This is a genomic window from Streptomyces bugieae (assembly GCF_036352915.1).
GTDB classification, from domain to species: Bacteria; Actinomycetota; Actinomycetes; order Streptomycetales; family Streptomycetaceae; genus Streptomyces; species Streptomyces endophytica.
In genome coordinates, this window is record NZ_JAZBJP010000002.1 from 763549 (window position 1) to 787587 (window position 24039).

The following is a 24039-nucleotide window of genomic DNA, read 5'->3' on the forward strand; positions in this document are numbered from 1 at the left end:
ACTGCTAGGCTTCCCCCATGAGCGGAAGCGAGCGGCAGGGCGGACGTGGGTGGCGGACCGGAGGGGATGAGCGCAGCGGGCACCCCGACGGGAGGCGGGCCGGCGGGCCGCGGAAGGCGCAGGAGATCTTCGACGCGACGCTGGACCTGCTCGCGGCCCACGGCTACGAGGGGTTGACCATCGAGGGCGTCGCCCAGCGGTCCGGTGTCAACAAGACCACGATCTACCGCTGGTGGCCGTCCAAGGGTGCCCTCCTGGGTGCCGCGCTCATCGGGGCGCGGCGGCTCGACTTCGAACTGCCCGACACCGGCAGCCTCCAGGGCGACCTGGAGGCCCTGCTGGGGGCGATCGTCACCCTCCTCACCGCACCGCCGTCCTGCGACATCGCGGTGGCGACGCTGGGTGCCGTCACCCACAGCCCCGAACTCGCGGGCCACATGAGGGAGTTCTTCGCCGACCGGCTCGCGCGTGAGCTGCCGGTCTTCGAACGGGCCGTCGCCCGCGGCGAACTCGCACCGGACGCCGATCCCACGCTGCTGGTGGACTTGCTGGCCGGCGCCGCCTGGTTCCGCCTGACGCTACGTCAACTCCCGCTGGACCAGGACTTCGTGTCCCACGCCGTCCGCACCGTCCTCAAAGGGGCAGGCACTCCGGACGCCCCCTAAATGGTCTGTTGCGCCCTCAACTACAACTTTACGAATTCTTGGTGTAGTTGAATCAGTTTTCACACCAGTCTCAGACGCAACAGCGACGGACACGGACGAAAGACACGAGGAGCGGGCGCGCATGAGCACGACGAACCGGCAGAAGAGAGCGCGGACGAGCGGCGGCATACGGTCGGCGGGCCGGGGAGCGGTGCTGTCCGCGGTGGCGCTGGGACTCGTGACCGCGATGGCCGCACCGGCCGTCGCGGCGGACGACCCGACGCGCGAGCAGCTCATGGCGGACTGCGCCTCCGGCGAGGGCAAGTGCAGCTTCAACGAGCCGGTGCTCGGCAAGGCGTACCTCGGGAACTTCCACCAGGTCTCCGACTCGCTCTTCAACTGCAGCACTTCGGACGCCACCCAGTCGATGGGCTGGTCGGACACGGTGGGTTCGACGGACTCCGCGGGCGTCTCGGTGACCGTCGGCGGCAAGATCGCCGACCTGATCGACCTGAGCGTCACCGCGACGTACAGCCACACCTGGTCCAGTTCGCACACCGAGAACAGCTCCCTCACCATGACCGTCAAGCCCGGCGAGGTCGGCTGGATCTCCCGCGCGCAGGTCATGCAGACCGTCTCCGGCACCTGGCAGACGCACTACGACAGCCCGAAGTGGGGCCACTACTACTGGTTCGTGCCGGACACCGTGACCGGTCCCGCGACCAACGGGACGGACGGGCAGAGCAACGCGGTGACGGTCAAGACCCGCAAGATGACCGCCGCCGAGAAGGCGTCGTGCGGGGCCGGCGCCAAGCGCGGGCGGGCGTTCGTGGTCCAGCACTGACGCATCCGCCGGTGCCGCCTCCCGCGTGACGGGAGGCGGCACCGCGACCTGAAGCGGCCGGCGTCCTTGGGCTAGCCCAGGACCTCGGCCGCCTTCGTCCGCGGGCCTCCGGCGTCACCGGTGTTGAGCGTGCCGGCCGGTTCGAGCAGCAGGATGGCGGTCTCCTCGTCCGCCACCGGGCAGTGCTCGACGCCCCGGGGCACGACGAACAACTCGCCGGGGCCGAGGGCCACATCGCCGTCCCGCAGCTGGATGGTCAGCCGGCCGCTGATCACCAGGAACAGCTCGTCGGTGTCCTCGTGGGTGTGCCAGACGAACTCCCCCTTCACCTTGGCGAGTTTGACCTCGTAGTCATTGAGGCCGGCCACCTTCTTCTGCGACCACAGGTCGGAGAACTGCGCGAGTTTGTCGGCGAGATTGATCGCGACGGGAGCCTGGGGCATACCGGTCCTTCCTTACCGCACGTCGGCCCGGACCGTTCGCGTCCGGGCTGGTGACAGCCTCCCGGACGCCGTGTTCGCCGGTCTTGTACGTTCCTGGCATGACTGCAGACCGGCCCCCGTCCGCGCCCCGGCCCCGTACGCCGGTCAACCCGCCGGGTACGCCGGTCGTCCCACCCCGTACGTCGGTCACGGCCTGGCGGCCCTCCGTGCCGGGCATCTCCGAGGTCCTGCACGCACACTTCACCGACCACGCCTACCCGGCGCACACCCATGACACCTGGGACCTGATGATCCTCGACGACGGAGCGGTCGACTTCGCGCTCGACCGCGACCGTCACGGTGCGACCGGCACGGGCACGGTCGTCCTGCTGCCTCCCGGTGTCCCCCACGACGGCCGGACGGTCACCGCGACCGGGTTCCGCAAGCGGGTGCTCTACCTCGACACGTCCGTGCTTCCCGAGCGGCTGACCGGCCGCGCGGTGGACCGGCCGCTGCTCGACGACGCCCCGCTGCGCCGCCGCGTCCACCAGCTGCACACGGCCCTCGGAGACGCGGGCGACGGGTTCGAGGCCGAGTCCCGGCTGGCGTTCATACGGGAGCGGCTGCACGGGCACCTCGCCACCTGGGCGCCGCGCCCGCCCGGCCGCGAGGGAAGCCGGCTGGCCGCCGAGTTGCGGGAGCTGCTCGACGCACGCGTCACGACCGGCCTCTCACTGCAGGAGGCCGCCGCCACCCTGCACGCCCATCCCACGCATCTGATCCGCTGCTTCAAACAGGCCTACGGGCTGCCGCCGCACACCTATCTGACCGGGAAGCGGATCGAGTCGGCGCGCCGGCTGCTGCTCGACGGCCGGCGGCCGGCCGCGGTCGCGGCGGCGGTCGGATTCCACGACCAGGCGCATCTGAACCGGCACTTCACCCGCCACGTGGGGACGACGCCGGCACGGTTCGCCACGGGGGCGGCCCGCGCACGGCAGCAGGTCACGTCCCCGTAGTGGTGGCCTCGACGTCGCGGACGAACCGGGTCAGCAGGCGGGCCAGGTCGGCACGGTCCGCGGTGGACCAGCCGGCGGTGGACTCGGCGATGATCCGGCAGCGGAAGCCGCGGATCCGCGCGAGGACGTCCCGCCCTGTCCCTCACCGACGAGGGCCGCGCCGCGCACTCGCCGCCCGCGTGCCGGCGGGGGCATGACGCAAGGCGGTTGCCCAAGAACGCACTTCGGGCCGCACCGGCCGGGAAAGGCCGCCATTTCGGCCAACTCTGCTTCTCAACAGTTTGTTGCGCCGCGTGGTTGCCTACAGTCCCGCCATGACGCATGGGCGTGGCGCGGTGGACGGCCGGGTGCTGGTGGCCGGGGCCTACTCGGTGGATCTGGTGTTCCGGGGGCCGGCGGAACCCGTCGCGTACGGGACGGAAGTGTGGGCCGACGGCTTCGGGACGGCACCCGGTGGGGCGTACACCCTCGCCATGGGGCTGCGGCGGCTGGGCCGGGAGGTCGTCTGGGCGACGGACTTCGGCACCGACCCGTTCAGCCGGGAGGTGCTGGCCGCCGCGCGCCACGAGGGGCTGGACGAGCGGGGCTTCCGGCACCATCCGGGCCCCGTGCGCAGGGTGACCGTCGCCCTGTCCCGGCCGGACGACCGTGCGATGGTGTCCTACGAAGACCCGGTCGCGGTCCGCCCGTTGGCCGAGCTGATCGAGATCCACCGGCCGGCGGTGGTGATGCTGCCGCACCTCCGGTACGGACCCGAGGTGTCCGAGGCGCTGGACGTTGCCGACCGCATCGGGGCGGAGGTGTTCATGGACTGCCAGGACTTCCCGGGCACGGTGGACATGCCGGAGGTGGCGAAGGTGCTCGGCCGGGTGGCCGTGTTCGCTCCCAACGCGGCTGAGGCGCTCCGGGTGACGGGGGCCGGTTCCGTGGCGGAGGCGGTCGAGGTGCTGGCCGGGCTGGTGCGCACCGTCGTGGTCAAGCAGGACGCCGCGGGCGCCCTGGCCGCCGCGGACGGTGTACGGATCGCACAGCCGTCGGTGCCGGTGGAGGTCGTGGACACCACGGGGGCGGGAGACTGCTTCAACGTGGGCTTCGTGCACCGGCGACTGGCGGGCGGGACGCTCGCCCGGTGCCTGGCCGCCGGCGTCGCCTGCGGCGCGGCGGCCGTCACGGCCGCGGGTTCGGCCGCCGCACCGGACGCGGCGGGCCTGGAACGCTGGCTCGCGCGTCTCCCCGGATGACCGGGCGCGCCCTCGCGCACCACTGCTGAGCGTCTTCCGCGTTCCACCCACCCACGGCATCCGAGGACAACGGGGGCTCCATGACATCGCTGCGACCGGGAGAGCGGCCCGCCCCCGCGCCGAGGGTGCTCGTCACCGACCTGGACGGCACCCTGCTCGGTGGTGACCGCGCGGACCGCGGGCGGCTGCGGGCGGCGCTGGACCGGCATCCCGAGGTGACCGTGGTGTTCGCCACCGGCCGCTCGCTGGCGTCCGTCGAGCGGATCCTGGACCGGGACCCGCTGGTCCCCCGGCCCCGGTGGATCATCGCCGACGTCGGGGCGAGCGTGATCGACGGATCGGACCGGAGCCGTGTCGACGTGGTGCAGAACCAGCTGCGCGAAGGCTGGCCGGGACACCGGCGGGTGCGTGAGCGGATGGCACGGTTCCCGGAGCTGGAGTACCAGGAGGGGGTGGTCCAGGAGGGCCGCTGCTCGTTCTTCCTGCGACCCGGGCGGCTCTCCGACGACATCACCGCCGCCGTAAGGGAGTTGGGCTGCGGCTGGACGTACTCGGCGGGGCGGTACTTCGACGTGCTCCCCGCACCGGCGAGCAAGGGCCGGGCGCTCGCCCTGCTCGCCCGCAAGCTCCAGTGGTCCATGGAGTCGGTGCTGGTGGCGGGCGACTCGCTCAACGACCTGTCGCTGTTCGAGCTCGGCTGCCACGGCGTCCTGATGAGCGGGGCGGAGCCGGCCCTGCGGGAGCGGACCGCGGACCGTGCCGAGGTGTACCGGCCGGACCGGGCCGGTGCGGCCGGCATCCTCGCCGCCCTGGAGGGTCTCGGCTGGATCGAGCGTCCGCACGCCGTGGTGGTCGGGTACCACCGGCCGCCGGTGCGCTGGGCCGACGGACGGTGGCGGCGGCCGGTGAGTCCCAACGGCGTACTGCCCACCCTGCAGGGCCTGTTCGGCGCCGACGGGCCGGACGGGGTGTGGGCCACCGCGCTGGTCGAGGACGGCACCGCACCGCAGGCCGCTCCGGAGCCCGGCCGTCCGCACCGCACGGGCCTTCCGCTGGCGTTCCTGCCGGTGGACGGCGTGCAGTGGACGGAGTACTTCCACCGTGCCTGCAAGGAGACGCTGTGGCCGGTGCTGATGTCACAGCCCGGCCGGATGCGGTACCGCGCCTCGGCCTGGCGTCACTACGAACGGTTCAACGCCCGCTTCGCCGACCACCTGAGCACCCATGCGGCCCGTGACGCCACGGTCTGGCTGCACGACTACAACCTGTGGCTGGTGCCCGGGATGCTGCGTGCCGCGCGCCCGGACCTGCGGCTGGGGCTGTTCCACCACACGCCCTTTCCCCCGGCGGACGCCTTCGGCCGGCTGCCGACCGCGGGGCAGCTGCGCGACTCGCTCGCCTGCCTGGACTGGGCCGGGTTCCACACCGAGGCGTTCGCCGGCCACTTCCGGCAGGTGCTCGCCGGCGCCGCGCGGATGCCCCGTATGGGGGTGCATCCGCTGGGCATCGACCGCCGGGCCGTCGAGGAACTGGCCCGCGCGCGCAGCGTCCGCGCCGGTACGGACCGCGGCCGGCCGGCCCTGGTCCTGTCGGTGGAACGGCTCGACTATGCCAAGGCACCGCTGGAGAAGGTCCGGGCGATCGACGCCCTGCTCGCTCAACGCCCCTCTTTGCGTGGCGAGTTGGTGTTCCGCTTGGTGTGTCCGCCGCCGGAGCCGGGGATCCGGATCCACGACACCACCCGGGCGGCGCTGGAGCAGGCCGTCGACGAGGTCAACGGGCGCTGGAGCTACGGGAGTTGGCGTCCGATCGACTATCTGCCGCGGGCCCTGCCGTTCGCCGAGGTGGTCGACCAGTACCTCGCGGCGGAGGTGTTCTGGGTGACCTCCCTCCAGGACGGGATGAACCTCACCGCGAAGGAGTTCATCGCCAGCCACGCCGCGACCGGCCGCCGCGGGGTCCTCATCCTCTCCCGGCACACCGGCGCGGCCGCCCAGCTCGGCACCGCGGCACTGCTCACCGACCCGCGCTCACCACAGGACCTCGTCGACACGCTGCACCGGTCGCTGACCATGACGCCCGGCGAACGCACCGCCCACCTCGGCCGCCTGGCGGCGCTGCTCGACGATCCGCCGCCCGCCCAGTGGGCCCGCGACATCCTCACGGCCATCGGGGAAGCGGCGAAGGGCCGTAACTCGCGGAAGTAGCAACATATCTGACGCGTCGTCATCACAGCCCGGCATCAGCATCGATCCGACACCCGTGCGGGCCTGAGCCAAATACGAGCCTTCACCCAGGGTGCACGGACACGCACAGCGGGTATCACCCCTCCGCGCCACTTCTCCGCACCATCCCCCTCTTCTCCTTCTCCCCCTTCGCGCCTCACCCCTTCGCGCTCCCGGGAGCCGCTCATGAAGCACACCCACCCCCAGCCCGGCGACATCGGGCTCACCCGCATCAACGGCGTCAGCGGCCGGCTGATCCGCTTCGGACAGTGGATCAACGGCGACGGCTTCGCCGACTACGAACACGCCTTCCTGGTCCTGCCCGACGACCGGCTGCTGGAGGCCGAGCCGGGCGGGGCGCGCATCCGGCCGCTCGCCGAGTACGACGGCGCCGAGGTGCTCTACGTCTGCCCGGAAGGGCTCACCGAAGCGCAGCGCTCGGCCATCTGCCGGGCCGCCACGCGCTATGTCGGCGTGCCCTACAGCTTCCTCGACTACCTCGCGATCGCCACGCACCGGTTCCACGTTCCCGTTCCGGGCCTGCGCCGCTACGTCGCCAGCACCCGGCACATGATCTGCTCCCAGCTCGTCGACCAGTGCTACCAGGACGGCGGGGTGCACCTCTTCGCGGACGGCCGCTGGTCCGGCTATGTGACGCCGATGGCGCTGTACACGCTGCTGGCCACCGACTGAGCGAGCCGACCGGCAGGCCGGGGGGACGGTCCGTTCCGCGGCACCTCGCCCCCCGGCCGTCGCCCGGCCGCGTCGCCCGGTCCCGTCAGGTGCCGGGCTTGCGTCCGTAGACGTGGACGTCGTCGCCGGTGCGCAGCAGGGACCAGTACTTCGCGGCGTCGCCGCTGCGCATGTTGACGCAGCCGTGCGAGCCGGGGGCCGACCAGACGCTGCCGCTGATGGAGTGGAAGGCCTGGCCACCGTCGAAGAACTGGCTGTACGGCATGGCCACGTGGTACAGCGTCGAGACGTGGTGCAGATGGCGCCAGTAGATCTTCTTGGCGCCGGTGCGGGTCTCGTACCCGTCCCGGCCGCTGCGGATCGGCACCGGCCCGTAGACCAGCCGGGAGCCGTCCTGGATCCAGCTGAGCTGACGGGTGAGGTCGACGCAGGCGATGCGGCCCTTGTTCGTCGGGCAGTGGTGGGCCTTGTTCGGGTTGTGGCCGGCCGCCCGCTGCTGGGCGACCAGGCTCATCACGCCCCAGGTGACGGGCCCGGCGTAGCCGATGTTCGGGGTGATGCCGTGGCTGGTCTGGAAGGCCCGGATCGCGCGGCAGTCGGCGGCCGACTGCCGGCCGTCCACGGGCAGTCCGAGGAAGCGCTCGGCCTGCTTCTGGTAGGGGCCGCGGGACGCGGTGCAGGCCGAGGCCGCGGCGGCCTGGGCCGGGGAGCCGAGGGCGACGGTCAGCGGAACGGTCAGCGTGGTGAGGGCGAGCGCGGCGGCGGCCCGGCGGCCGGCACCGGACCACCGCGGTATGCCCCGGGGTATGCGCAGCGAGAAACGTCTTTTCATGCCCGGTAGGACTGTTTGCCCCACCCGCTGGTTGCAGCCGTGACCGACCCGGAATATCGGATACGTCGGATCCGGCCGCCGGTGGCCTCCGTGGTGGTGACGCGGACGGACCGGCCTCCCACGATTCGTGCGCCGGGCTTGCGACGATGGGCCCGCCGCGGGGGAACCGTGTCGCCGCCAAGGAGGCTGTCATGACCGCCAGCACGGACCTGCTCGTCGATGCCTTCGGCCGTATCCGGGAGGCCGTCGAGGAGGCGGTCACCGGACTCGGTCCGGACGAGCTCAGCACCCGTCCCGAGGAGGACGCCAACTCGATCGGCTGGCTGGTCTGGCATCTGACCAGGATCCAGGACGATCACCTGGCCGGGGTGGCCGGCACCGAGCAGCTGTGGACGTCGGACGGCTGGTACGAGCGCTTCGGCCTGCCGTTCTCCGCCGACGACCACGGTTACGGCCACTCCCGCAAGGAGGTGGCGGCGGTGAAGGACCTCGGCGAGGAGCTGCTGACCGGCTACCACGAGGCCGTCCACGACAACACGGTGCAGTACCTCGCCGGCATCGCCGACAAGGACCTCAAGCGCGTCGTCGACCGGGCCTGGACCCCGCCGGTCACCATGGGCGTCCGCCTCGTCAGCGTGATCGCCGACGGTCTGCAGCACGCCGGCCAGGCGGCGTACGTGCGGGGGCTGCTCGGGTACTGAGGGACGCCGCCGACGGGGCTCGGGCCCTCGGGGATCAGGTCCTCGGGGGCAGGCGGTGCAGCTCGACCCCGGTCAGCCGGCCGGACGCGATCCGTGCGGTCATGTACGTGCAGTACGGCTGGCGTCGCCGGTCGGTCGGGGAGCCGGGGTTGAGCAGGCGCAGCCGGCCGTCGGCGACCGAGTCCCAGGGGATGTGGCTGTGCCCGAAGACCAGGACGTCGAGGTCGGGGAAGCGGGCGGCGCAGCGGCGCTCCCGGCCCTGGGCGGGGCCGGTTTCGTGCACCACGCCGAACCGCAGGCCGGCCAGCTCGGCGTAGGCCACCTCGGGCAGCCGGGCCCGCAGTTCCGGGCCGTCGTTGTTGCCGTACACCCCGATCAGCCGCCGGGCACGGGTCTGGAGCAGGTCCAGGGTGGCGGTGTCGACCCAGTCCCCGGCGTGCAGGACGGCGTCGGCGCGCGGTACCTCGTCGAGCAGCTGGGGCGGCAGGGCCTTGGCGCGCTTGGGCAGATGGGTGTCGGACAGGAGCAGCAGTCGCACGGCCCCGACGGTAGCCCTCCCCCGGCCGCCCGGCACCTCGGCGTGCGCCCCTCCCCTGCTCGGTGTGCGCCCCTTCCCCCGTGCGTTCCGGGTCAGCGTTCCTGTGCGGTGGGGCGGACCGTGATCTCGTTGATCGCGACATGGGCCGGCTGGGTCACCATGAAGGTGACGGAGCGGGCGATGTCCTCGGCCCGCAGCCAGCATTCCTGCGGAATTCCGTGGGCCGCCCCGGCCTGGCCGCCGAGCGTCATCTCCGTCGTGGTCATGCCCGGTTCGACCAGGCCGACCCGGACGCCGCGTCCGGTCACCTCCTGCCGCATCGCCTCGCTGAAGGAGCACACCGCGTGCTTGGTGGCGGAGTAGACGCTGTTGTCCTTCCGGGGCACCCGGCCGGCGACCGAGCTGACGGTCACCAGGTCGGCGACGCCGCGCGGGCCGTCGGCCGCGGCGCGGAGCAGATGCGGCAGCGCGGCGTGCGACATCCGCAGCACCGCCCGGAGGTTGAGGTCGACCATCCGGTCCCACTCCTCGGGGTCGCTCTGCTCCACCGGGTTGCGTGCGCCGTAGCCGGCGTTGTTGACCAGGACGTCGAGCCGCCCGAAGCGGGCGACGGTCTCGTCGACGATGCGCTGCGGCCGGGCCGGGTCGGTCAGGTCCGCGGTCACCGCCAGGGACGGGCCGCCCAGCTCGTCGATGGCCGCGGTCAGTTCCGTCAGCCGTGCGCGGCGGCGGGCGACCAGCGCGACGGAGGCGCCCTCGCGGGCCAGCGCGAGCGCGGTGGCCGCGCCGATGCCGCTGGAGGCGCCGGTCACCAGTGCCACGGTGCCGGCCAGGGGTGCGCGGCCGGCGGCACCGGGCGGTGCGGCGGTCCCGGCCCGGTCGGCCGCGCTGCTGTGGTCGCTCTCTCCGGTGTGCATGTCCGCCGCTCCTCCTGGTGATCGGGGTGGAGACCGTGCTGGTCGCCCGTGTGGCGAGCCTTGCCGGTCCCGCCCTGCCCGTACCCCTCCTCGGGGCGGATTCACCTGGGGGGCTCCGTGCTGAGCGCTCTTGCGCTTCATGGGCGAGGCCCGGCAGGCATGGTGTGCCTGCCGGGCGGTGGGCGCGGGTCGTCAGAGGGCGGCGAGTTCGCGCGGGAGGTGGTGGTGCTGGAGGAAGGACTGCAGGGTGCGGTCCCAGGTACGGGCGAAGCCCAGGGCGAGATCGGTCGTGCCGCGGACCGGGAGCGGGAGGTGCCGTTCGGCGGCGAAGCCCATCATGCGGGCGACGGCGCGCCAGAGCCGGGCGTCGGTGCTGCGGCCGACCGCGGCGTGGTGCACGGCGAGCAGATGGGCGGCGAGTTCGTCGCCCGCGCCGGCCGCGAACCGCCACCAGTACAGGGCGCTGTCCCACTTGTCGAGCGTGTAGAGGAGGCAGGCGAAGGTGCGTGCGCCGGCCGCGTCGTAGTCGGCCGCGAAGGCGCCCAGGGTGTCGATGTCCTTGGAACGGAGCACGACGTGGCACAGCCGCCGGGCCTCCGCGAGGACCGCCGCGGGAGGCACGTCCGGGTCGAGGAGGGGGGTGGGCCGGCGGCGCCAGCGGCCGCGGGCGGCCGCCGGGCGTACCGGGGTGGGGCGGATGCCGCCGACCGGGGCGCGGGTGACGGGGTCGGGTTCGCGGCCGGTGCCGTCGGCGATGCGGGCGGCCAGCCGCTGGGTGAAGGCCACCGGGTCGTGGTCGGCGAACTCCCGGCCGATGGCCTCGGCCTGACGGTGCAACAGGTCCATGAGCGGGTCGTCGGGCATCACGCGTCCTCTCCGGTCCCGCAGGAACCGTTCGTCATGAGCTCTTTGAGTCGTTGCAGGCCGATGCTGGTGCTGACCTTGGCGGCACCCGGGGTGGTGTGGAGCCGCTCGGCGATCTGCTCGTAGGAAAGGCCCGCGAGGTGGCGCAGGCGCACGGAGTTGGCCTGCAGCGGGGCGGTGGCCTCCAGTTCGTCCAGGGCGCGGTCGAGCGGTTCGCAACTGCGCAGCTCCTGGAGGTAAGCGGTGTCCGGCGGGTCGGCGTAGGGCTGGACCCGGCTGTTGCGGATCTCGCGGCGGTAGAAGTCGGAGATCACGCCGCGCAGGATCGTGTAGGTCATGGCCTTGGGGTTGACGTGGGCGAGGATGCGTTCCCATTTGACGTACATGCGGCGGCCGGCTTCCAGCGTGGCCTCCTCGGCGTCCCGGCGGTCCCTGAGCCGGGACGCGGCGACGGCGAGGAGGGCCTTCTGCTCGCGCTGGAAGAAGACCTCGAAGTCCAGTGGCAGATCGGTGGGGCTGGCCAGGGGAGAGTGCTCGTTCACCGGCTCTCCTCGCAGCGGGAGCCGGCCGGTGGCCGCAGCGGCGGCGGGATGACGTCCGGGAACGCGCCGGGGCGCGGGCGGTACGGGCCGAGGGGGCCGCGCGGGGCCGGCCCGGCGTACGGACGGGCGGGGGCGTACGGGTGCTCCGCGCGTGCCTGTGCGGCGGCGCGGACCACGCGGCGGACAAGGGCGTCGAGTCCTGTGGCGGTCAACCGGTAGACGCCGACCAGTGCCAGCGCGTACCAGGGCCATTCGTGCCGCAAGTGCTCCACGAGCCCTCCCTTCTTGTGAGGTGCAGCCCCGCTCCGCGTCGTTGCGGAGGGGGCGGAACGGAAAGGCGTTCCTGTCCCTCTCACCGATGGGAGGGGCCCTCAGGGTTAATCAGGCTTCGCACAGAATCAGCAGAAAGTGATCGATCAATTGCACACTGTGCTCCCGACCTGCACTTTTGTTCATGCGGCGTGATCAATGCCACATTGACGCGAGGTTTAATCACCGGTAACTAGCGTTCGAAACCTGGTGGTTGGGTTCGCGCCGAACGCGACGGTGCGTCAGCAGCACCGCCCCTGACCGCCGATACCGGCGGTGGCCGGCACACCCCACGGCCCGACGAGCCGATGCACTGGCCAGAGGTCCGTGCGCGGTGCGTGCGTGCCTGCGCAGCGCATGCACCAAGAGCTCCGGATGCGCTCGGCGGACACCCCCCGCGGCGGGTGAGTGATCGCCGGCGGCCCTGGAGCGATGCGCCACGGCACGGGGGGTGCGCCCCTGCCGGTCACGGCGGGTGCACCCTGCGCAGGCACGGCCGCGCCGCCACGACAAGGGGGCAGGGCGGGCCGCGGCGGCGCTACCGCGCGCTCTCCCCAGCCGAACTCGGTGCGTGGTTGTCTCTTGCCCGTCGAATTCATGGCGCCGCACCGGAATTCGCCGACGAGTGCACGAGCACCCCGCACCACCGCACTCGCCGCGAAATCCGATACGGCGTCGGTTTCCTGAAGAGCCGCCAGGGAACTGCGCGGCGAGCGAGGGAGCAACGCATGGAATTTCCTCAGGTATCGGAATCGACCGCCCGGGGCGAGTTCCGGGGCAATGGGGTCCGGGGCATCACGGCGGCGGCCGTCCTGCTGGCGGCCGGGGCGCTGAACGTGGCGGCCGAGCAGCCCGCCGACGCGGCGAGCGGCGGCACCTGGGACCGGCTGGCCGGGTGCGAGAGCGGAGGGAACTGGCGGATCGACACGGGCAACGGATTCTCCGGAGGGCTGCAGTTCTCCCACCACACCTGGCGCTCGTTCGGCGGCCAGACGTACGGCTCGCGGGCCGCGCGGGCCTCCCGCGCACAGCAGATCCAGGTGGCGGAACGGGTGTTGGCGCGCCAGGGCTGGGGGGCCTGGCCCGCCTGCTCGGCCCGGCTCGGGCTCAACTCGGCGGCCCGGCACGGCACTCCACGGGCCGGCACCGCGCACACCGCGCCGCGGCGGCACGTCCAGGCCCCGGACCGTGCCCGGGTCCGGCACCCGCAGTTCCACGAAAAGCGCTACAAGGCCATTCGGCACCGGAGTACCCGCGGCACGATCGTCGTCAATTCCGGCGACACGGTGAGCGGTATCGCCGCCGCCCACGGATTCCGCTGGCAGGAATTCTACCGGGCCAACCGCAAGGTGATCGGCGCGAATCCGGATCTCATTTTCCCGGGCATCCGGCTCGCCGTACCACGCTCACACTCCGGCTCCGCCGAGTGAATTCGGAATCCACCGAAGGGCGTGGGGAATTCCTGGATTCCCGGCGTACCGGATCATCCGGCTGACCCGGCCGACCGGGTGTCCGGATGACGCACGGTGAGGGTTGCAGGCCGTCCGTGGCGCCGCGGACGGCCTGCCCGCATGCCCGGCCGGGGGCCGGGCCGGCAGGCGGACCGTACGGGCCGCGCCGGGGGCGCTCCCCTCAGGCCGTCGCGTACACGCGGGTGGCGAACTCGGCGATCTGCCGGTCGCTGAGGTTCTTGGCGAGGTTCTGTTCGGTGATCATGCCCACCAGACGGTGGCCGCCGTCGACGTCGATCACCGGCAGACGCTTGATGTGGTGGCTCTCCATGGTCTGCAGGACCTCGTTGGCGTCCGCGTTGGCATCGATCCAGTGCAGTTCCCCGCCCAGCGAACCGGCCTGCACTTTCGCCGGATCCACGCCTTCGGCACAGCAGGTGATGACGATGTCGCGGTCGGTGATCATGCCCATGAGCCGGTTGTTGTCACCGCAGATGGGCAGGGCCCCGACCTCCAGGTCGCGCATCATCTTGGCCGCGTCCTGAAGTGATTCGTGCGCGCCGATACAGCGCACACCGCCGGTCATGATCTCTCGGGCTCGCAGCTTGCCGGCCATGATTCCTCCCGTCTCAGGAGCGTTGCTTGCCTCGCCCTTCGATCACACCACGAAAGGCCCCCCGACGCTTCCCGGGATCGGGCCCGGCCGCGCCGCCCCGGGCGTAGGGTCGGAGCCCGTGACGTCGAATCCCTTCTTCGAGCCGAGTGATCTTCCCTACGAGCTGCCGCCCTTCGCGCGGATCCGCACCGATCACTATCTCCCCGCCTTCGCACGCGGCATGGCCGAGCAGCTGGACGAGGTCGCGGCGATCGCCGGCCGGGCCGCGCCCCCGACCTTCGGGAACACCGTGGAGGCACTGGAACGCAGCGGCGCGCTGCTGGACCGGGTGCACCGGGTGTTCTTCAACAAGGCCGGCGCGGACACCGACGAGACGATCCAGGCGCTGGAGGCGGAGATCGCACCCCGGCTGGCCGCCCACGACGACGCGCTGCTGCTCGACCCCGGCCTGTTCGCGCGGCTGGACGCGCTGCACGCCCGGCGCGAGCAGCTCGGCCTGGACCCGGAACAACTGCGGCTGCTGGAACGCCACCACACGCTCCGGGTGCGGGCCGGTGCGCGGCTCACGGCCGAACAGCAGCGCCGGTTGCGGGAGATCAACGCCGAGCTGGCGACGCTGTCCACGCGGTTCGAGCAGAACGTACGGGCGGCCACCGCCGCCGCGGCGCTGATCGTGGACAGCACGGAGGAACTGTCCGGACTCCCCGAGGCCCAGATCGCCGCCGCGGCCGAGAACGCCCGGGCGCTGGGCCACGAGGGCCGGTTCGCGCTGGTGCTGAAGAACTTCACCCAGCAGACCGAGCTGGCCGCGCTGGACGACCCCGCGCTGCGGGAACGGCTGCTCGCCGCCTCCCTGGGCCGCGGCACCGACAGCAACGGTCCGGTCGCCGTCGCCCTGGCCCGGCTGCGCGCCGAACGCGCCGCGCTGCTCGGCCACGCCAGCCACGCCGCCTGGGAGGTCGCCGACCGGACGGCCGGCACCACGGACGCGGTGGAGGAGATGTTCGCCCGGCTGACCGGGCCCGCGGTCGCCAACGCGGAGCGGGAGGCCGCGGCACTGGCCGAGGCGGCCGGGGTGCCGGAGATCCGCGCGGCCGACTGGCAGTACTACGCGGAACGGGTCCGCAAGGAGCGGTTCGACCTCGACGCGGCCGACCTGCGGCCCTACCTGGAGCTGGAGACCGTGCTGCACGACGGGGTGTTCCACGCCGCCGGGCTGGTCTACGGCATCACCTTCACCGAGCGGCCCGACCTGGTGGCGTACCACCCGGACGCCCGGGTCTTCGAGGTGCACGACGCGGACGGCGGCCCGCTCGGGCTGTACCTCGGCGACTTCCATTCCCGCGCGTCCAAGCGGGGTGGTGCCTGGATGAACTCGCTGGTGCTCCAGTCCCGTCTGCTGGACCGGCGGCCGGTGGTCGTGAACAACCTGAACATCGCCAAGCCGCCGGCCGGCGAACCGGTGCTCATGACCTGGAGCGAAGTCACCACGCTGTTCCACGAGTTCGGGCATGCGCTGCACGCGCTGTTCTCGGACGTCCGCTATCCGCTGCTGTCCGGTACCCATGTGCCCCGGGACTTCGTGGAGTTCCCCTCCCAGGTCAACGAGATGTGGGCGGACCGGCCCGAGGTGCTCGCGCACTACGCCCGGCACCACCGCACCGGCGAGCCGATGCCCGCCGAGCTGCCGGCCCGGCTGCGCGCGGCGGAGACCTTCGGCGCGGGCTTCCGGATGGTGGAGCACCAGGCCGCCGCGGTGCTGGACTGGGCCTGGCACTCGCTGTCCGCCGGCGACGACCTGCCGGGCGCGGACGAGGCCGAGTCGTTCGAGGCGGCCGTCCTAAAGCGCGCGGGCCTGGCGTCGGCGGCCATCCCACCGCGGTACCGCACCGGCTACTTCAACCACATCTTCGCCAACGACTACGCGGCCGGCTACTACGGCTACCGCTGGGCCGAGGTGCTGGACGCGGACACCGTCCGGTGGTTCCGGGAGAACGGGCGACCGGTCCGCGAGAGCGGGGAGATCTTCCGCCGGGAACTCCTCGCCCGGGGCGGCAGCGTGGACGCCATGTCGGCGTTCCGCGCGGTGGTCGGACGCGATGCGGACATCGAGCCGCTGCTGGCCCGGCACGGACTGGTCGGCCCCGAGGCGGACGGTCCCGAGACGGACGGTCCCGGGCTCATCTGAATCCCGGCATCCGCGGCAGGCCCGGCGGCTCAGGCGGCCAGGAACCGGTCCTGCTGCGCGCCGTGCAGGCGGCCCGCCGGGAGCTTGCGGCCGAAGGCGACCAGCAGCAGGTCCTGGGCGCTGCCGGTGAGCGGGGTGCCGGTGCCGAAGGACCAGTCGAGGTCGTCGGCGTGCAGCGCGAGGCCGCGGAGGTCGGCGCCGAAGAACTTGGCGGACCGGAGCGTGACGTGGTCCAGCAGGACGCGCAGCCGGTCCTCGGGGACCCGGCGGTCGATGCCCAGGGCGACGGTGATGTCGAGGCCGTGGACGACGTCGTGGCCCAGCGCGGAGGCCAGCCCGCCGACCGGCGGCGTCCAGGGGTGGTGCGCGTGCTCCCGCAGGAAGCCGGCGAGCTGCCGCGGGGCGGCGGCCGCCGCGTCCTTGCGGGCGAGCCGGTCGGCCATCTTGTTGATGTTCCCGCCGGACTTGAGGAGTTCGGCCACCACCCTGGGCAGCGGATAGCGGAAGCCCATCGACATATGGGCCGCGACCTCGCGCACCCGCCACCCCGCGCACAGCGTCGGCGCGTCCCACCGCGCTTCCGGCAGGCCGTCCAACAGGTCCGCCAGCTCCCGGCGTTCGGCCGCTATCGCCGCTTTGATGTCCATACCGTCAAGGATCTTGTTCCACCGGCCATAAGTCCAAGAGCAGTTGGTTCTGCCTCCCAGAAGCAGTGGTTATGGGACTGGTTAGGATCGCCGGCATGGAACTCCATCAGCTCCGGTACTTCGTCGCGGTCGTGGAGGAGGGCGGCTTCACCCGGGCCGCCGCCCGGCTGCACCTGTCCCAGCCGGGGGTGAGCGCGCAGATCCGGCAGCTCGAACGGGAGCTGGGGCAGCCGCTGTTGGACCGTTCCGGCCGCCGGGTGACGGTGACGGAGGTCGGCGCGGCGGTCCTCGGGTACGCCCGGACCGCGCTCGCCGCCGTCGACGGGATCCGGCACACCGTCGACGAGTTCACCGGGCTGCTGCGCGGCCGGGTCGCGCTCGGCCTGGTCTCGGGCGCCGCCCTCGACGCCTTCGAGGTGCCGGCCCTGCTGGCCGACTTCCACGACGACCACCCTCAGGTGGAGATCTCCCTCACCGAGGACACCTCGGAACGGATGCTGGCCGCACTGCACGGCGGGGAGCTCGACCTCGCGGTCATCGGCCTGGCGCAGGAGGAGGCCCCGCCGGGCATCTCACTGCGGCTGGTGGTCGACCAGCCGCTGGTCGCCGCGGTGGCCCCGGGCGATCCGCTGCTCACCCCGCCGGACCGGGCCGATGTTCCGCTGGCCGAGCTCCACGACCGTCCGCTGATCAGTCTGCCGCGCGGGACCGGCCTGCGCGGGGTGCTGGAACGGGCCTGCGCACAGGCCGGCATCCGGCCGCGGATCGCGTTCGAGGCGGCGGCCCCGGAGGCGCTGGCGCAGCTCGCCGCGCGGGGGCTCGGGGTGGCGGTGATCCCGGCGCTGCCGCCGGGGGCCGCGGCGGACCACGGGCTGCGTACGCTCGCCCTCACCGACCCGCGGCCGCGCGGCCGGGTCGCCCTGGCCTGGCGGACGGCCGGCCCGACGCCCGCGGCCCGGGCGCTGCTCGACCGGCTGCACAGGGCCCTGCCGGTGCCGGCGGGCGGGGAGGGCGGCGGGCCGGCCGGGGATCACCAGGGGCTGGGCGCGTAGTCCTTGAGGAAGCAGCCGTGCAGGTCCTCGCCCTGTTCGCCGCGGACGATCGGGTCGTAGACCCGGGCCGCGCCGTCGACCAGGTCGAGCGGGGCGTGGAAGCCCTCCTCGGCCAGCCGCATCTTCTCGGGGTGCGGGCGTTCGTCGGTGATCCAGCCGGTGTCGACGGCGGTCATGAGGATGCCGTCGGTCTCCAGCATCTCCCGGGCGCTGGTGCGGGTGAGCATGTTCAGCGCGGCCTTGGCCATGTTGGTGTGCGGGTGGCCGGGGCCCTTGTAGCCGCGGCTGAACTGCCCTTCCATGGCGGACACGTTGACCACGTACTTGCGGCGCGCGGCGGACGCCGCGAGCGCCGGGCGCAACCGGCTCACCAGCAGGAACGGTGCGGTCATGTTGCACAGCTGGACCTCCAGCAGCTCCACCGGGTCGACCTCGTCGACCTTCTGGATCCAGCTGTTGGTGGCGTGCAGGTCCGGCACCAGCCCGCCGGCGTCGATCGCGGTGCCCGCGGCGATCCGGGCGGGGGTAGCAGAGCCGGTGGTCAGGGCGAGCGCGGTGACGTCGGCGGCGGTGAGCGCGCCGGCGGTGCCCGGGACGGCGGGCAGTGCCGCGGGGGCGCCGCTGCCGAAGTGCCCGAGGACCAGGGAGGCGGGCAGTTCGCCGGCCGGCAGCGGTGCGGACTCGGCGGCGACGAGCTGCCCGTACGCCTCGGGTGAGCGGCGCACGGTCTGTGCGGCGTTGTTGATGAGGATGTCGAGCGGGCCTTCGGCGGCGACCGAATCGGCGAGCGCGAGGACCTGCGCCGGGTCGCGCAGGTCGATGCCGACGATCTTCAGCCGGTGCAGCCAGTCGGCACTGTCCGGCATGGCCGTGAAGCGGCGGATCGCGTCGTTGGGGAAGCGGGTGGTGATCGTCGTGTGCGCGCCGTCGCGCAGCAGCCGCAGCGCGATGTACATGCCGATCTTGGCGCGGCCGCCGGTGAGCAGGGCGCGCCGGCCGGTGAGGTCGGTGCGGGCGTCGCGGCGGGCGCGGTTCTCCTTGGCGCAGTCGCGGCACAGCTGGTGGTAGAAGGCGTCGACCTCGGTGTAGCGGCTCTTGCAGACGTAGCAGGAGCGGGGGCGCTGGAGGATGCCGGCGATCTCCGTGGTGACGGAGCTGGTGAGGGCCAGGCCCTGGGTCTCGTCGTCGATCCGGTCGGGTGCGCCGGTGGCGGTGGCCGCGGTGACCGCCCGGTCGTTGGCCGTCTTCGCCGCCCGGGATTCCTGCCGCCGGCGCTGCTTGACCTTGCGGTAGATGCCGGAGGTGGCGCGGCGTATGGTGACCGCGTCGGGGTGGTCGATCGGCAGCGCGTCCAGCTCTTGGAGCACGCTCAGGCAGATGGCCATGCGCTCCGCATCGATGCCCGTGCCCTCGGCCCGGCCTGTTTCGGTCACCGTCATCGCCGCTGCCGCTTCCTGGATCTGTGTTCGATTGCTCTACCGGCGGAACTGTACGTAGCCGGGGCCGGGTCCGCCAAACCGGTGCGGGGCCCGGTGCGCTCGCGCACCGGGCCCCGCACACCACCGACGGGCCCGTCAGTTCACCGCGTCATGGCTCAGCTCGATGTCGCAGTCGGCCTGCCCGGCGGCACCGAGCCGCAGCGGACTGGCGACCGGCGGGTACCCGCTGGCGATCAGCGTGTACTCGCCGCTGTCGAGGTCGGTGAAGACGTACTCGCCGTCCTGGCCGCTGGTGGCGGTGCCGACCACGTTGCCCGCCGGGTCGAGCAGGGTCACCCGGGCGTCGTCCACCGGGGCGCCCTGGGCGGTGCGGACGGTGCCGCGGACCTGGGCGCCGAGCGTCAGCCGGATCTCGTACCAGTTGCGGGTGCCGGCGGTGACCTCCACCTGGAGGGCGGAGGGGCGGTGCTGCTCGGCGCTGACGGCCAGGGTGTAGCTGCCCGGGGTCAGTTCCCCGAAGGCGAAGCCGCCGTCCTGGCCGGCCACGCCGGAGGCCACGACCTCGCCGCGCACATCGGTCGCCACGACCAGCGCACCGGGCACCGGCTCGTCGCCCTTCTCCTCGCGGACCTCGCCGGCGAGCCCGGCGGCGCCGCTGAGCACCAGGTCGTAGGTGAGCGGTCCGTCGCCGACCACGACGGTGACGGCCTGCGGCTGCCGGGCACCGGCGGAGGCGATCAGCACATAGGTGCCGGCGCCCGTGGTGGGCAGCGCGTAGCCGCCGTCGTCCGTGGTCTGCGTACGGCCGAGCTGCCGCCCGCCGACGCTGATCAGGGTGACCGCGGCGCCCGTCACCGGCTGCCCGGAACCGTCCCGGACCGCGCCGCTGATGGCCGGGCCGGTGGCGTCGGCCGCGGCGGTCGCCGGGGTCTGTGCCGGCACCGGAACGGGGTTCCCGGCCGGAGCTTCGGCGGGTGCGACCTCGGCGGGTGCGACCGCTTCGGCCGGTGTCCCGGCGGCTTCCGCGGTGGGCGAGGCCTCGCCGTTGGCCTCGGCCTCCGCCTGGGCCCGTGCCTGCAGTCCGGAGATCTGCCGCAGCGGCACCTCCTTGATGAACCACATCAGCAGGAACGCCAGCGCCACGACGACCGCGCCCATGAGGAACACGGTGTGCATCGAGTCGGCGAAGCCGCGCTTGAACGGCTCGGCGAGCCGCGGGTCGAGGTGCTGGATGAACGACGAATCGCTGAGCACACCCGAGGAGTTGCCGTTGCCCGGGTGCTTGAGCATGTCCAGCACCGGCTTGTTGGCCGGGTCGTGCAGGACGGCGGGGTCGCGCAGGGCGGCCTGGAAGCGCTGGGTGCCCGCCGCGTCCCGGAACGCCGAGGCGATCTTGTCGCCGACGGTGCTGAACAGCACCGACAGGAAGATCGCGGTACCGGCGGTGGCGCCCATCTGCCGGAAGAAGGTGGACGACGCGGTCGCCACACCCATGTCCTTGGGCGGGACGGCGTTCTGCACCGCCAGCACCAGGGTCTGCATACAGCCGCCCAGGCCGAGGCCGAAGACGAGCATGTAGGCCATGGTCTCCCACAGCGGGGTGTCCCACTGGACGCGGTAGTGGAAGAGCAGCATCGCCGCGATCATCAGCGCGGTGCCGACGATCGGGAAAACCTTGTAGCGGCCGGTCTTGGCGGTGATCTGGCCGGACGCGATCGAGGCGATCAGCATGCCCGCCATCAGCGGCAGCATCTCCAGACCCGACCTGGTGGGGCTGGCGCCCTTCACGATCTGGAGGTACTGCGGGATCATCAGCATCCCGCCGAACATGCCCATGCCGATCAGCACGGACATCAGACTGGTCTTGCTGAAGGTGCCGTTGCGGAACAGTCGCATCGGGATCAGCGCGTCCTCGCCGATCCACCGCTCCACGAAGATCCAGGCGATGATGCCGACCGCGCCGATGACGTAACAGGCGATCGACCGGGACGAGTCCCAGCCCCACTCCCGGCCCTGCTCGGCGACGAGCAGCAGCGGGACGACGCCGACGGAGATGGTGAGCGCGCCCCACCAGTCGATGCGGTGGTCGCGCCGGGTGTGCGGGATGTTGAGGACCTTGGCGACGACGAACAGCGCGATGATGCCGATCGGCACGTTGACCAGGAAGACCCAGCGCCAGCCGGTGACGCCGAGCAGCTGGTCCTGGCCGGCCAGCGCGCCGCCGATCAGCGGTCCGGCGACGCTGGAGGTGGCGAAGGTGCCGAGCATGTAGCCCTGATAGCGGGCGCGTTCGCGGGGCGGAACGATGTCACCGATGATCGCCAGCGCCAGCGACATCAGACCGCCGGCGCCCAGACCCTGCACCGCGCGGAACGCGGCGAGTTCGGTCATCGAGGTGGAGAAGGTGCAGAGCACCGAGCCCGCGACGAAGATGCTGATCGCGGTGAGGTAGTAGGGCTTGCGGCCGTGCAGGTCGGACAGCTTGCCGTACAGCGGGGTGGCGATCGTCGAGGTGATCAGGTAGGCGGTGGTCGCCCAGGCCTGCTGGCTGAGGCCGTGCAGGTCGTCGGCGATGGTCCGGATGGACGTGCTGACGATGGTCTGGTCGAGCGCGGCGAGGAACATGCCGAGCATCAGGCCGCTGAGGATGGTGAGGATCTGACGGTGGGTCAGCACTCCGGACCCGGGTATCGCCTTGGCTCCCGCCTCGGGCGGGGAGGTGGTGCTCATGTACGTATCTCTCCCTGCTCCACGGCGGCACCCTGGTCTCCCCCGGGACCCAGCCGTGTGTGTTGTCGTGTCGCCATGTCCTCGTTGAGCCGGCCGAGCAGCCGGATGAGGTCGGCCCGGTCCTGGGGCGACCACGGTGCGAGGAGCGCGGCCAGTTCGGCGTCGCGCTGGCGCCGGTAGTTCTCGAACGCGGCCCGTCCGGCGTCGGTCGCGGTCAGCAGTGACCCGCGGCGGTCCTCCGGATCGGGACGGCGGGCGACCAGGCCGCGCTCGACCAGCGAGCGCACCTGGCGGCTGACCGTCGACAGGTCCAGGAACGCGTCGGCGGCCAGGTCGGTCGCCCGCTGGTCCCCGCCGACCACCAGCCGGGCCAGCAGCACCCGGTCCGCGGCGCCGCCGTCGGTCTTGGCCCGCTGCTTCCAGGCCGCGAGCAGCCGGGAGAAACGGACGATCTCCGTTCCCAGCCCGGCCGCCGCCTCTTCCAGCGCCGACTCGACGGTGATCTGCGGGGCCGCCCGGTCACATCCCGGGACGAGACCCTTACTCATCGTGTTGATCCTTAGCGGTGCGGCATCGAGCCGGCTCGATCCGGCGAATAGATTGCTTGTACCTAGCAAGGTTAGCGTCTCAGAAGGGGTGCCGCGCACCGGGGGCGGATACGTTTCCGGTGCGGCCGGCCGGCGGCCCGCGATGGCCGCACCGCGGTGGTCCTCACGCGGCCGGGGCCGCGCACTCCTCGGTGGCCTTGACCACGGTCAGCGTGATCTTCCGGTCGTCCATCGGCGTGCCCGGTGCCGGGTCCTGGCCGCAGACCTTCCACGAGGCAGGCCAGAGCACGATGCGGCCGGCTCCGCGGCCGTCCCGGAACCGGACGGCGGTGGTGTAGTTCAGCTCCCCGTAGGCGGCGACCAGGTTCTTGCCCGTCACGTCGGGCATCGGGCGGCCGTCGGCGCGGGCCGGTGCGGCCGGGCCGACCAGGGAGACGGCGAGGGCCGTGACGGCGGTGGCCGTGGCGAGGACGGTTCTGACGGTGCCGGTGTGGTTCATCCCCGGTGAACGATCAGCAGGCGGGCCGGTCACTTACCGCCGAAGGGGTCTCCTTACCGGCGACCAGGTCCCTGGCCAGTGCGACCCGGGAGAGGCACCGGGCGCCCCACAGGACCAGGGCGATGCCGGCGCATTCGGGGATCAGCCACCAGCCGGTGCGGACCCGTTCGTCGAAGAGGGTGACGCCCAGCGACAGGCTCACCAGCGCATCGCCCAGGGTGAGCACCGGCTGGGAGGCGGTCAGCGGCCCGGACTGCATGGCGTTCTCGAAGAGGAAGAGGGCCCCCACGCCGACGGCCGCGAAGCCGTAGGTCTGCCAGGAGGCGAAGAAGGAGGCCGGGCCGCCGGTCTGCCAGGCGTGCGTGGCGTCCTTCATCAGGGCCGCGGTCAGGGCGTAGGAGACGGCCGCGGCGGCGGCGAAGCAGGCCGCCCGTACGCCGCCGGCCCCGCGGCGCAGCGCGGCCCCGACCGCCGTCCCGATCACCGCGGCGCAGACCGCCAGGGCGAGCACCCAGCGGTCGAGCGGGGCATGGTCGGTGCCGATGGTGGGGGCGGCGGCGGCCAGCGCGGAGCCGAGGCCGACGACGATCAGCGCCACGCCGGTCCAGCCGTCGCGGGAGATCCGCCCGCCGAGCAGCAGCCGGCCGATGAGCAGGGCCAGCGGGAGTTCGAGGACGAAGATCGGCTGGACCACGGACAGCGCGCCCTGGGAGAGCGCCAGCGCCTGGAAGCAGGCCGCGGCGATGACGGCGAGCATGCCGCCGAGCCAGGCGGCCCGGTGCAACAGGTCGACCAGCAGGCCCAGGCGCAGGCCGGGGGCCAGCGGGACGGTACGGGCCGCACGCCGCTGCAGCACCGTGGCCAGCGCGTTGCTGGCCGCGGCGAGCAGGGCGAAGAGCACGGCCGGCCATGTGGCCATGCGGCAACCTCCCGGGCACGGCGGCGGAGCCTCAGCGCTTCGACGCTAACCGGAGGAGGCACCGTCGGCCTGCCGACACGAGGGCCGGCCCGGTCCGGCCGGCGGCACCGTACGGGCCCGGACCGCCCGGTGGCAGATCTTCCCTCCGGCCTGACAAAAGGG

At 72.7% G+C, this 24039-nt stretch carries 24 protein-coding genes; 10 read left to right on the forward strand and 14 right to left on the reverse strand.

The genetic code is table 11. From position 1 onward, the window contains the following. The first annotated feature begins 17 nt into the window (after positions 1-17). Positions 18-665: a TetR/AcrR family transcriptional regulator gene (locus V2J85_RS08540; RefSeq protein WP_330821107.1), complete on the forward strand. Its 648-nt coding sequence runs from the start codon at positions 18-20 to the stop codon at positions 663-665. Positions 666-786: 121 nt separating this feature from the next. Beyond that, positions 787-1488, forward strand: coding sequence for a hypothetical protein (locus V2J85_RS08545; RefSeq protein ID WP_330821108.1), 702 nt, complete (start codon positions 787-789; stop codon positions 1486-1488). Positions 1489-1559: 71 nt separating this feature from the next. Here the strand turns inward: V2J85_RS08545 and V2J85_RS08550 are convergent, their stop codons facing one another. Continuing rightward, entirely contained in the window at positions 1560-1931 is a 372-nt protein-coding gene (locus V2J85_RS08550) for a cupin domain-containing protein (RefSeq protein ID WP_261954130.1), read from the reverse strand. A 98-nt stretch (positions 1932-2029) separates the two neighbouring features. Between V2J85_RS08550 and V2J85_RS08555 the strand changes: the two genes are divergently transcribed. The 4 genes from V2J85_RS08555 (at position 2030) to V2J85_RS08570 (ending at position 7085) form a co-directional block, all read left to right on the forward strand. Continuing rightward, a complete protein-coding gene (locus V2J85_RS08555; RefSeq protein WP_261954131.1) occupies positions 2030-2926 on the forward strand; it encodes an AraC family transcriptional regulator in 897 nt (298 codons plus the stop codon). A 314-nt stretch (positions 2927-3240) separates the two neighbouring features. Beyond that, positions 3241-4167, forward strand: a complete 927-nt coding sequence (locus V2J85_RS08560) for a carbohydrate kinase family protein (protein WP_261954132.1) — start codon at positions 3241-3243, stop codon at positions 4165-4167. An 80-nt stretch (positions 4168-4247) separates the two neighbouring features. Beyond that, on the forward strand, positions 4248-6374 hold the full coding sequence (locus tag V2J85_RS08565) for a trehalose-6-phosphate synthase (protein WP_330821109.1): 2127 nt from the start codon (positions 4248-4250) through the stop codon (positions 6372-6374). 204 nt (positions 6375-6578) lie between these two features. After that, a complete protein-coding gene (locus V2J85_RS08570; protein WP_330821110.1) occupies positions 6579-7085 on the forward strand; it encodes a hypothetical protein in 507 nt (168 codons plus the stop codon). An 85-nt stretch (positions 7086-7170) separates the two neighbouring features. On the opposite strand, the gene V2J85_RS08575 is transcribed toward V2J85_RS08570, so the two are convergent. Further along, on the reverse strand, positions 7171-7917 hold the full coding sequence (locus V2J85_RS08575) for a L,D-transpeptidase family protein (protein WP_261954135.1): 747 nt from the start codon (positions 7915-7917) through the stop codon (positions 7171-7173). Between the two features lie 191 nt (positions 7918-8108). Between V2J85_RS08575 and V2J85_RS08580 the strand changes: the two genes are divergently transcribed. After that, positions 8109-8618: a mycothiol transferase gene (locus V2J85_RS08580; RefSeq protein ID WP_261954136.1), complete on the forward strand. Its 510-nt coding sequence runs from the start codon at positions 8109-8111 to the stop codon at positions 8616-8618. 34 nt (positions 8619-8652) lie between these two features. Here the strand turns inward: V2J85_RS08580 and V2J85_RS08585 are convergent, their stop codons facing one another. From V2J85_RS08585 to V2J85_RS08605, 5 genes are all read right to left on the reverse strand, one after another. Then, complete coding sequence (locus tag V2J85_RS08585; protein WP_261954137.1) at positions 8653-9156, reverse strand: metallophosphoesterase family protein; 504 nt, start codon at positions 9154-9156, stop codon at positions 8653-8655. A gap of 92 nt (positions 9157-9248) precedes the next feature. Then, positions 9249-10073 (reverse strand): SDR family oxidoreductase, encoded by an 825-nt coding sequence (locus V2J85_RS08590; protein WP_330821111.1) that lies wholly within the window; start codon positions 10071-10073, stop codon positions 9249-9251. A 192-nt stretch (positions 10074-10265) separates the two neighbouring features. Then, positions 10266-10937 carry a hypothetical protein gene (locus tag V2J85_RS08595; protein WP_330821112.1) on the reverse strand — a complete coding sequence of 224 codons (672 nt, stop codon included), beginning with the start codon at positions 10935-10937 and terminating at the stop codon, positions 10266-10268. Continuing rightward, on the reverse strand, positions 10937-11479 hold the full coding sequence (locus tag V2J85_RS08600; RefSeq protein WP_330821113.1) for an RNA polymerase sigma factor: 543 nt from the start codon (positions 11477-11479) through the stop codon (positions 10937-10939). The genes V2J85_RS08595 and V2J85_RS08600 overlap by 1 nt, the downstream gene beginning before the upstream one ends. After that, complete coding sequence (locus tag V2J85_RS08605; protein WP_261954140.1) at positions 11476-11751, reverse strand: hypothetical protein; 276 nt, start codon at positions 11749-11751, stop codon at positions 11476-11478. Before V2J85_RS08605 ends, V2J85_RS08600 begins: the two co-directional genes overlap by 4 nt. A gap of 765 nt (positions 11752-12516) precedes the next feature. Here V2J85_RS08605 and V2J85_RS08610 point away from each other — a divergent pair. After that, on the forward strand, positions 12517-13218 hold the full coding sequence (locus tag V2J85_RS08610) for a LysM peptidoglycan-binding domain-containing protein (RefSeq protein WP_261954141.1): 702 nt from the start codon (positions 12517-12519) through the stop codon (positions 13216-13218). Between the two features lie 202 nt (positions 13219-13420). Here V2J85_RS08610 and V2J85_RS08615 read toward each other — a convergent pair whose 3' ends face one another. Beyond that, on the reverse strand, positions 13421-13855 hold the full coding sequence (locus V2J85_RS08615) for a CBS domain-containing protein (protein ID WP_261954142.1): 435 nt from the start codon (positions 13853-13855) through the stop codon (positions 13421-13423). Positions 13856-13973: 118 nt separating this feature from the next. Between V2J85_RS08615 and V2J85_RS08620 the strand changes: the two genes are divergently transcribed. Continuing rightward, a complete protein-coding gene (locus V2J85_RS08620; RefSeq protein WP_330821114.1) occupies positions 13974-16043 on the forward strand; it encodes a M3 family metallopeptidase in 2070 nt (689 codons plus the stop codon). A gap of 29 nt (positions 16044-16072) precedes the next feature. On the opposite strand, the gene V2J85_RS08625 is transcribed toward V2J85_RS08620, so the two are convergent. Further along, positions 16073-16690 (reverse strand): maleylpyruvate isomerase family mycothiol-dependent enzyme, encoded by a 618-nt coding sequence (locus V2J85_RS08625; RefSeq protein WP_261954144.1) that lies wholly within the window; start codon positions 16688-16690, stop codon positions 16073-16075. Between the two features lie 95 nt (positions 16691-16785). Here V2J85_RS08625 and V2J85_RS08630 point away from each other — a divergent pair, with 95 nt between their 5' ends. Continuing rightward, positions 16786-17742 carry a LysR family transcriptional regulator gene (locus V2J85_RS08630; RefSeq protein WP_261954145.1) on the forward strand — a complete coding sequence of 319 codons (957 nt, stop codon included), beginning with the start codon at positions 16786-16788 and terminating at the stop codon, positions 17740-17742. On the opposite strand, the gene V2J85_RS08635 is transcribed toward V2J85_RS08630, so the two are convergent. From V2J85_RS08635 to V2J85_RS08655, 5 genes are all read right to left on the reverse strand, one after another. Beyond that, positions 17721-19181 (reverse strand): SDR family oxidoreductase, encoded by a 1461-nt coding sequence (locus tag V2J85_RS08635; RefSeq protein WP_261954146.1) that lies wholly within the window; start codon positions 19179-19181, stop codon positions 17721-17723. The genes V2J85_RS08630 and V2J85_RS08635 overlap by 22 nt on opposite strands. Before the next feature lie 135 nt (positions 19182-19316). Continuing rightward, positions 19317-21911 carry an MFS transporter gene (locus V2J85_RS08640; RefSeq protein ID WP_330821115.1) on the reverse strand — a complete coding sequence of 865 codons (2595 nt, stop codon included), beginning with the start codon at positions 21909-21911 and terminating at the stop codon, positions 19317-19319. After that, entirely contained in the window at positions 21908-22459 is a 552-nt protein-coding gene (locus V2J85_RS08645; RefSeq protein ID WP_261954148.1) for a MarR family winged helix-turn-helix transcriptional regulator, read from the reverse strand. The genes V2J85_RS08640 and V2J85_RS08645 overlap by 4 nt, the downstream gene beginning before the upstream one ends. A gap of 163 nt (positions 22460-22622) precedes the next feature. Further along, entirely contained in the window at positions 22623-22958 is a 336-nt protein-coding gene (locus tag V2J85_RS08650) for a PASTA domain-containing protein (protein WP_261954149.1), read from the reverse strand. A gap of 13 nt (positions 22959-22971) precedes the next feature. Then, complete coding sequence (locus V2J85_RS08655) at positions 22972-23877, reverse strand: DMT family transporter (protein WP_330821116.1); 906 nt, start codon at positions 23875-23877, stop codon at positions 22972-22974. Positions 23878-24039: the final 162 nt, after the last annotated feature.

Coding starts and splice junctions, on each gene's coding strand:
- V2J85_RS08640 (WP_330821115.1), bottom strand. CDS start 21,911: ATGAGCACCACCTCCCCGCCCGAGGCGGGAGCCAAGGCGATACCCGGG.
- V2J85_RS08565 (WP_330821109.1), top strand. CDS start 4,248: ATGACATCGCTGCGACCGGGAGAGCGGCCCGCCCCCGCGCCGAGGGTG.
- V2J85_RS08580 (WP_261954136.1), top strand. CDS start 8,109: ATGACCGCCAGCACGGACCTGCTCGTCGATGCCTTCGGCCGTATCCGG.
- V2J85_RS08595 (WP_330821112.1), bottom strand. CDS start 10,937: ATGCCCGACGACCCGCTCATGGACCTGTTGCACCGTCAGGCCGAGGCC.
- V2J85_RS08610 (WP_261954141.1), top strand. CDS start 12,517: ATGGAATTTCCTCAGGTATCGGAATCGACCGCCCGGGGCGAGTTCCGG.
- V2J85_RS08590 (WP_330821111.1), bottom strand. CDS start 10,073: ATGCACACCGGAGAGAGCGACCACAGCAGCGCGGCCGACCGGGCCGGG.
- V2J85_RS08555 (WP_261954131.1), top strand. CDS start 2,030: ATGACTGCAGACCGGCCCCCGTCCGCGCCCCGGCCCCGTACGCCGGTC.
- V2J85_RS08635 (WP_261954146.1), bottom strand. CDS start 19,181: ATGACGGTGACCGAAACAGGCCGGGCCGAGGGCACGGGCATCGATGCG.
- V2J85_RS08540 (WP_330821107.1), top strand. CDS start 18: ATGAGCGGAAGCGAGCGGCAGGGCGGACGTGGGTGGCGGACCGGAGGG.
- V2J85_RS08655 (WP_330821116.1), bottom strand. CDS start 23,877: ATGGCCACATGGCCGGCCGTGCTCTTCGCCCTGCTCGCCGCGGCCAGC.
- V2J85_RS08575 (WP_261954135.1), bottom strand. CDS start 7,917: ATGAAAAGACGTTTCTCGCTGCGCATACCCCGGGGCATACCGCGGTGG.
- V2J85_RS08615 (WP_261954142.1), bottom strand. CDS start 13,855: ATGGCCGGCAAGCTGCGAGCCCGAGAGATCATGACCGGCGGTGTGCGC.
- V2J85_RS08625 (WP_261954144.1), bottom strand. CDS start 16,690: ATGGACATCAAAGCGGCGATAGCGGCCGAACGCCGGGAGCTGGCGGAC.
- V2J85_RS08570 (WP_330821110.1), top strand. CDS start 6,579: ATGAAGCACACCCACCCCCAGCCCGGCGACATCGGGCTCACCCGCATC.
- V2J85_RS08650 (WP_261954149.1), bottom strand. CDS start 22,958: ATGAACCACACCGGCACCGTCAGAACCGTCCTCGCCACGGCCACCGCC.
- V2J85_RS08645 (WP_261954148.1), bottom strand. CDS start 22,459: ATGAGTAAGGGTCTCGTCCCGGGATGTGACCGGGCGGCCCCGCAGATC.
- V2J85_RS08630 (WP_261954145.1), top strand. CDS start 16,786: ATGGAACTCCATCAGCTCCGGTACTTCGTCGCGGTCGTGGAGGAGGGC.
- V2J85_RS08545 (WP_330821108.1), top strand. CDS start 787: ATGAGCACGACGAACCGGCAGAAGAGAGCGCGGACGAGCGGCGGCATA.
- V2J85_RS08560 (WP_261954132.1), top strand. CDS start 3,241: ATGACGCATGGGCGTGGCGCGGTGGACGGCCGGGTGCTGGTGGCCGGG.
- V2J85_RS08550 (WP_261954130.1), bottom strand. CDS start 1,931: ATGCCCCAGGCTCCCGTCGCGATCAATCTCGCCGACAAACTCGCGCAG.